General features: G+C 70.9%; 5 protein-coding genes. 1 reads left to right on the forward strand and 4 read right to left on the reverse strand.

What is annotated here, in order from left to right; genetic code table 11:
• Positions 1-91: 91 nt before the first annotated feature.
• From ACWCXX_RS40405 to ACWCXX_RS40420, 4 genes are all read right to left on the reverse strand, one after another.
• Positions 92-931, reverse strand: coding sequence for an SDR family NAD(P)-dependent oxidoreductase (locus ACWCXX_RS40405; protein ID WP_451136194.1), 840 nt, complete (start codon positions 929-931; stop codon positions 92-94).
• Between the two features lie 180 nt (positions 932-1,111).
• Complete coding sequence (locus ACWCXX_RS40410; RefSeq protein ID WP_451136196.1) at positions 1,112-1,957, reverse strand: amidohydrolase family protein; 846 nt, start codon at positions 1,955-1,957, stop codon at positions 1,112-1,114.
• The gene (locus tag ACWCXX_RS40415) at positions 1,954-3,141 is read right to left on the reverse strand and encodes a mandelate racemase/muconate lactonizing enzyme family protein (RefSeq protein WP_451136198.1); all 1,188 of its coding nucleotides are present in this window, start codon (positions 3,139-3,141) and stop codon (positions 1,954-1,956) included. The genes ACWCXX_RS40410 and ACWCXX_RS40415 overlap by 4 nt, the downstream gene beginning before the upstream one ends.
• Positions 3,141-4,511, reverse strand: coding sequence for an aspartate aminotransferase family protein (locus tag ACWCXX_RS40420; RefSeq protein ID WP_451136200.1), 1,371 nt, complete (start codon positions 4,509-4,511; stop codon positions 3,141-3,143). Before ACWCXX_RS40420 ends, ACWCXX_RS40415 begins: the two co-directional genes overlap by 1 nt.
• Before the next feature lie 290 nt (positions 4,512-4,801).
• Here ACWCXX_RS40420 and ACWCXX_RS40425 point away from each other — a divergent pair, with 290 nt between their 5' ends.
• On the forward strand, positions 4,802-5,659 hold the full coding sequence (locus ACWCXX_RS40425; RefSeq protein WP_451136202.1) for an IclR family transcriptional regulator: 858 nt from the start codon (positions 4,802-4,804) through the stop codon (positions 5,657-5,659).
• Positions 5,660-5,882: the final 223 nt, after the last annotated feature.

A 5,882-nucleotide genomic window follows, 5' to 3' on the forward strand; every position in this document is an offset into this window, starting at 1 on the left:
ATCTGGGGACGAGGCATTGACGGACATGACGGAGGCGCTCCTCGCGTTGTCGATGCGTGCTCGGTGGGGACCGACTGCCGGTCGGTCGCGGTCAGATCGTGTTGCGGTACGGCGGCATGAAACGCATGCGCGGCATCTGGTCGGCCAGCACTCCCCCGTCGACGACGATGCGCGCCCCGGTGAGGTACGCCCCGGCGTCCGAGGCGAGCAGCAGCAGGGCGCCCACGCACTCGTCGGGCCGGGCGTACCTGCCGAGCGGGATGCGCTCGCGGTAGGCGGACTCGAAGGCTTCCCGGTCGAAGGGGAATTCGCCGTCGATGGGGGTCTCGACCATGCCGGGGGCGAGGGTGTTGGCGGTGATGCCGTGCGGGGCGAGTTCGATCGCCAGGGTCTCGGTGAGGAGCTGGGCGGCTGCCTTGGAGGCGTTGTAGTGGGCCAGTCCGGCCTCCGCCACCAGGGCGTTCTTCGAGGTGATGGTGATGATGCGGCCCGCGATCCGGTCCGCCGTCATGTGCTCGGCGACGCGTCGGCTGAGGAAGAAGACGGCGTCGACGTTGACCCGCATGATGTGCGACCAGCTGGCGGGGGTGATCTCGTTGAAGCGTTCCAGCGCGGCCGTGCCCGCGTTGTTGACCAGGATGTGCAGCGGTCCGGCCTCGGCGCGCACGGTGTCGGCGAAGTCCGCCAGCGCGTCGATGTCCGCGAGGTCCTGTCCGTAGGTGCGGCACCGCCGGCCGAGCGCCTCCACGGCCGCCGCCGTCCCGTCGATGCCCTCGGCGCCCGGCAGGTCGACGAGGACCAGGTCGGCGCCCGCCTCCGCGAGGCCGACGGCGAAGGACCGGCCGAGGCCCCGGGCGGCCCCGGTCACCACCGCGGTGCGGCCGGTCAGGTCGAAGCGCTCGGTTCCGCGCGGCGGGAGGGCTGCGGTCATGGCGGGGTTCCTCCAGGCGGAGAGGTACGGGGAGGGGAGGCTCCGGTTCGGTCGCCGGAGAGGTCCGGGCCGCCGCGCGGGGACACTTGGGATCACGCGGCGGCCCGGCTGTCGGCCGGGCCCGGGAGCAGGAGGACTGCCCCGGGCGCCGTGCCGACAGGTTCGGGGGGGGACGGCCGGTCAGCCGTCCAGGCCCAGCAGATCCAGCGACGGCCGGTGGATGATCTCCTCCACCTTGTCCGCGTCGAGCGGCGGCAGCCCGGGGATGCCGGGGATGCGGGCGATCTCCCGCAGCCCCTTCACCGAGTCGTCGACCGTCGTGAACGGGTAGTCGCTGCCGAACATCAGCTTGTCGAAGACCCCGTAGTCCTGGACCAGCCGGAGGCTGTGCCAGAGCTGGAAGGGCCGGTAGTGCAGGGCGCTGATGTCCGCGTACACGTGCGGGTGCTTGCGGATGACCGCGATGCACTCGCCCTCGAAGGGGTGGCCGAGGTGGGCGAGGACCATCCGCAGTTCGGGGTGGCGGATGGCCACCGCGTCCAGGTGGCGGGGCATCGCCCACTCCAGGGGCGCGCTCGACACGAAGGTCGTGCCGGTGTGCACCAGGAGCGGGAGACCGTGCCGTTCGGCGTAGCCGTACAGCTCGTCGTACTCCTCTGCGGCCGGGTCGAAGCCCGCGTACATCGGCATCAGCTTGATGCCGCGCAGGCCCAGTTCCTGATGGCCGTAACGGAGTTCGTCCTGCCAGCCGGGCTGGGTGGGGTCGAGCGAGAGGTAGCCGATGAGCCGGTCGGGGTGGGCCGCGGCGTACGAGGCGACGGCGGTGTCGTCGACCCAGAGGCCGCTGCGCCGCGCCTTGCCCCCGACGACGATCGTGCGGGTGCCCTCGGGGGCGGTGGCGGCGTACTCCTCCCACTTCACCGTGAGGTCGACCTCGCCGGCGTGGGCGCGGGCGGAGTCCGACTCGAAGGGTTCGGTGAAGTCGTGGCTGTGCCGGAAGAGATGGGAGTGGACGTCGACGATCATGTCCGGTTCCGCTTCTCCCAGCCGTCCGCGAACATGTTCCAGAAGCGGTGGCTGGGCGGGTGTTCCTCGAAGACCTCGTCGACGAGTTCGACGCCGAGCCCCGGGGCGGTCGGCAGGCCGATGCGGCCGTCGGTGATCGGCAGGGTGCCCTTGAGGGCGTCGAAGACGTAGTCCTCCAGGAGGCCGTCGAAGGTCTCCAGGATCTTGAAGTTGGGGATGCCGAGCGTCGCGTGCACCGAGACGGTGGTGCAGAGCGGCGAGTTGGAGTTGTGCGGGGCCACCAGCATGCCGTGGGTGTCGGCGATCGCGGCGAGCTTCCTGACCTCGGTGAAGCCGCCGGCCATGGAGAGGTCGGGCTGGATGATGTCGACCGCGTTCGTGGCGAAGAGCTGCTTGTACTCGTAGCGGTTGTGGAAGTGCTCGCCGCCGGAGATCGGGAACGCGGCGCGCTGGCGCAGCTCCGCGTAGCGCTCGATGTGGGTCCAGGGCATCGGCTCCTCGAACCAGCCGATGTCGAACGGTTCCAGCTCCCGCACCAGCCGGGCCGCGGTCGGCATGGCGAACCGGGCGTGCCCCTCGATGAAGAGGTCCACGTCCGGCCCGACGGCCTCGCGGACGGCGGCCACGAGATCGACGGAGCGGCGCAGTTCGGGGCGCTCCAGCTCGTGCAGGCCGGGTCCGAAGGGGTCGAACTTGAGGGCGGTGAAGCCCTTGGCGACGGTCTCGCGGGCCTTGGCGGCGAAGGTCTCCGGCTCGCGTTCGCCGGTGTACCAGCCGTTGGCGTACACGCGTACGTCGTCCCGGCAGGCGCCGCCGGTCAGCCGGTAGGCGGGGACGCCGAGCGCCTTGCCCATCAGGTCGTACATCGCCTGGTCGAGGCCGGACAGGGCGACGCCGCCCATGTCGCCGCCGCGCAGGAAGTCGCCCTGGTAGACGCGGAGCCAGAGCTCCTCGATGTCGAAGGGGTCGGCGCCGATGAGGTGACGGCGGGCGATCGCCTCGGTGAGCTCGCAGACCTCACCGACCCGGTAGGGGTGGGTGATCTCGCCGATGCCGGACAGGCCCTCGTCGGTGTGGACCCGGACATAGCCGAAGTCGCGCCAGGAGGTGCCGAGCATCAGGGTCTCGACCCGGGTGATGCGGCCCGCGGGGCCTGCGGGGCGGGTGCGGTTGACGGTGAGCATCAGCGGGTCGCTCCGCCCATGGTGGAGGTGTTCTCCAGGTCGCGGGCGCCGCCGTCGGCGAGCACGGCCCTGACCGCGGCCTCGGTGCCCTCGACGAGGCGGTCCACGTCGGCGTCGGTGTGGGCGTAGCTGATGTGGCTGCGCTTGAGGTTGAGCGGCAGCTCGAACAGGCCGTGCTCCAGGAGCTTGCGGCGGTAGCCGACGAACAGCGAGGCGTCGTTGTTCAGCAGGTCCGCGTAGGTGCGGGGGGCCTCGCCCGGCATGAAGTAGCTGACGAAGACGGAGCCGTAGCCGGTGACGACGGCGGGGACGCCGAGGCGCTCGTACAGTGCGGTCAGCTCGGTGCGGGCGCGTTCGCCGAGCCGGAAGACGTGCTCGTGGACGGGTTCCTCGCGCAGCTTGCGCAGGGTGGCGAGGGCCGCGGCGACGACGGACGGGTGGCCGTTGTACGTGCCGGCGAAGAAGGCGGGGGCACCGGGGCGGGTGGAGAAGAGGTCCATCAGGTCGGCGCGGCCGCCGATCGCGCCGACGGGGGCGCCGTTGGCGATGGCCTTGCCGAGGGTGGTGAGGTCAGGGGTGACGCCGGAGATCTTCTGCCAGCCGCCGATGTCGTGCCGGAAGCCGGTGATGACCTCGTCGAAGATCAGGACGCTGCCGGCCTTCGTGGTCTCCTCGCGCAGCGTGGTGAGGAACTCCTGGTACGGCAGGAGCGCTCCGACGTTGTGCGGGACGGGTTCGACGATGACGGCGGCGATGTCGGAGCCGTGCTCGGCGAAGGCGCGGCGGACGGCCTCGCTGTCGTTGAACGGCAGGACGAGGGTGGCTTCGAGGACCTCGGGCAGGATGCCGGTGGAGATCGGGTCGTGGCCGCCGACCTTCTCGGGTGCGGAGATGACGTTGAGGCTGACCGCGTCGTGCCAGCCGTGGTAGCAGCCCTGGAACTTGACGACCAGGCGGCGGCCGGTGGCGGCGCGCGAGACGCGCAGCGCGTGGAACGTGGCCTCGCTGCCGGTGCTGGTGAGCAGCACCTTCTCGATCGACGGGATCAGCTCGGCGAGTTGCTCGGCGAGAAGGACCTCGCCCTCGGTGACGCCGACGCCCATGTGCCCGAGGGTGGCACCGGCCTCGGCGGTGGCGCGGGCCACGTCGGGGTCGTTGTGTCCGAGCAGCGGCGGGCCGAAGGCCGAGTGGAAGTCGGTGTACTCGCGTCCGTCGGCGGTGCGGAACCGGGCGCCGTCGGTCCCGGTGACGACCAGGTCGGTCAGTCCGGGAACGCTGCGCTGGCCGCTGTTCACTCCGCCGGGTACGACCAGGCGGGCGCGCTCGGCGAGTCGGGCTCCGGATCCGTTGGCTACCGGGCCTGAACTCATATCGCTTGCTCCTTGCGTCGAGAGTCGTCGGTTTTCGCAGGCCCTGCCCGGCCCGTGAGTCCCTGGCGCCATCCGCCCGGCAGTCGCCGCAGGAAGAGGTGATCCGTGGTGTTCGGGGTGGTGCGTTTCGCTTTTTCGAACGCTGTTCTGTAGAGCAGAACAGTGCCTGGATATTACGTGCGGCACCAGGGGTGGTCAACCCCTCAGGAGCCACCGGAAGGACCGTTTCCGCGCTTTCTTCACAGGCAAACCGCCGTACGCCCGCCCGGGAGGCACTAGGCTGTTCTGCCATGACGAACAGTGCTGCCCCAGAAGAACCGAAGTACTGGGTCAAGAGCGTGGCCAGGGCAGCGGACATCCTCGAGGCGCTCGCCGCCCCCTCCCAGGGGAACGGCCTGAGCGTCACGGAGGTCGGCCAGGCCTGCTCCATCTCCAAGAGCGCCGCCTTCGGCATGCTCCAGACCCTGCGCGCCTACGGCCTCGTCTCGGACGACGGCGAGGGCATGAACCGCCGCTACCGGCTCGGCATGAGCCTGGCCAGGCTCGGCGACCGGGCCCGTGCCCAGGTCTCGCTGCGCGGGGTGGCCCACCCCGTGCTGACCGAACTCACCCGCACCACCGGCATGGCCTCCCGGCTCGCCGTGCCCGAGGACGGCCACGCGGTCGTGGTCGACCAGGTCGAGCTCGACCAGCGCGTCCGGCTCGACCTGCGGATGGGCCAGCGCGAGCTGCCGCACTGCACCGGCCTGGGCAAGGCGCTGCTGTCGGCCGTGCCGCAGAGCGAGGCGGCCGCGGTCGTCGAGCGGTTCGGGCTGCCCCGGCGCACCCCCCGCACGATCACCGACCCGGCGACCTTTCTCTCGCACCTGCGCGACATCGCCCGGGTCGGCTACGCCCTGGACGACGAGGAGGACGCCGAGGGAATCATCTGCATCGGCGCGCCGGTCTTCGACGACCGTTCGGTGTGTGCCGGGGCCGTCTCGATCACCGGCCTCAAGCTCGGCCTGCCGGCCTGGCGCTACCAGGAACTGGGCGGCCAGGTGCGGGAGGCGGCGCGCCGGATCAGCGTCTCGCTCGGCTGGGTCGAGGAGCCGGGACAGGTCATATCCGACACCGACACGCCGAATTCCGACGGATTCAGCTCTTGACCGAACGGCGCAACCGGCCGTAGGTTCCCTGCCAACCCGGCGACATTCCCACGTCACCGGCGATTCACCCCCTTCCGGTCCGTTTCCGGCGCCTGCCCACCGCGCCGTGAACACCCGAGGACCGGACCCTTTTCAGCCATCCGCCTCATGGCAGTCCTCCGCAGGAACGCTCCCTCCCTCGTCGCACTTCTCGGAAGGCGAAGTCCGCATGAGCGTTCCGCCC

This window comes from Streptomyces sp. NPDC001732, from assembly GCF_053596315.1.

What these genes read in the sequence shown, in the direction of transcription:
- ACWCXX_RS40425 (WP_451136202.1), top strand. Translation starts at nt 4,802, where the DNA reads ATGACGAACAGTGCTGCCCCAGAAGAACCGAAGTACTGGGTCAAGAGC.
- ACWCXX_RS40415 (WP_451136198.1), bottom strand. Translation starts at nt 3,141, where the DNA reads ATGCTCACCGTCAACCGCACCCGCCCCGCAGGCCCCGCGGGCCGCATC.
- ACWCXX_RS40420 (WP_451136200.1), bottom strand. Translation starts at nt 4,511, where the DNA reads ATGAGTTCAGGCCCGGTAGCCAACGGATCCGGAGCCCGACTCGCCGAG.
- ACWCXX_RS40405 (WP_451136194.1), bottom strand. Translation starts at nt 931, where the DNA reads ATGACCGCAGCCCTCCCGCCGCGCGGAACCGAGCGCTTCGACCTGACC.
- ACWCXX_RS40410 (WP_451136196.1), bottom strand. Translation starts at nt 1,957, where the DNA reads ATGATCGTCGACGTCCACTCCCATCTCTTCCGGCACAGCCACGACTTC.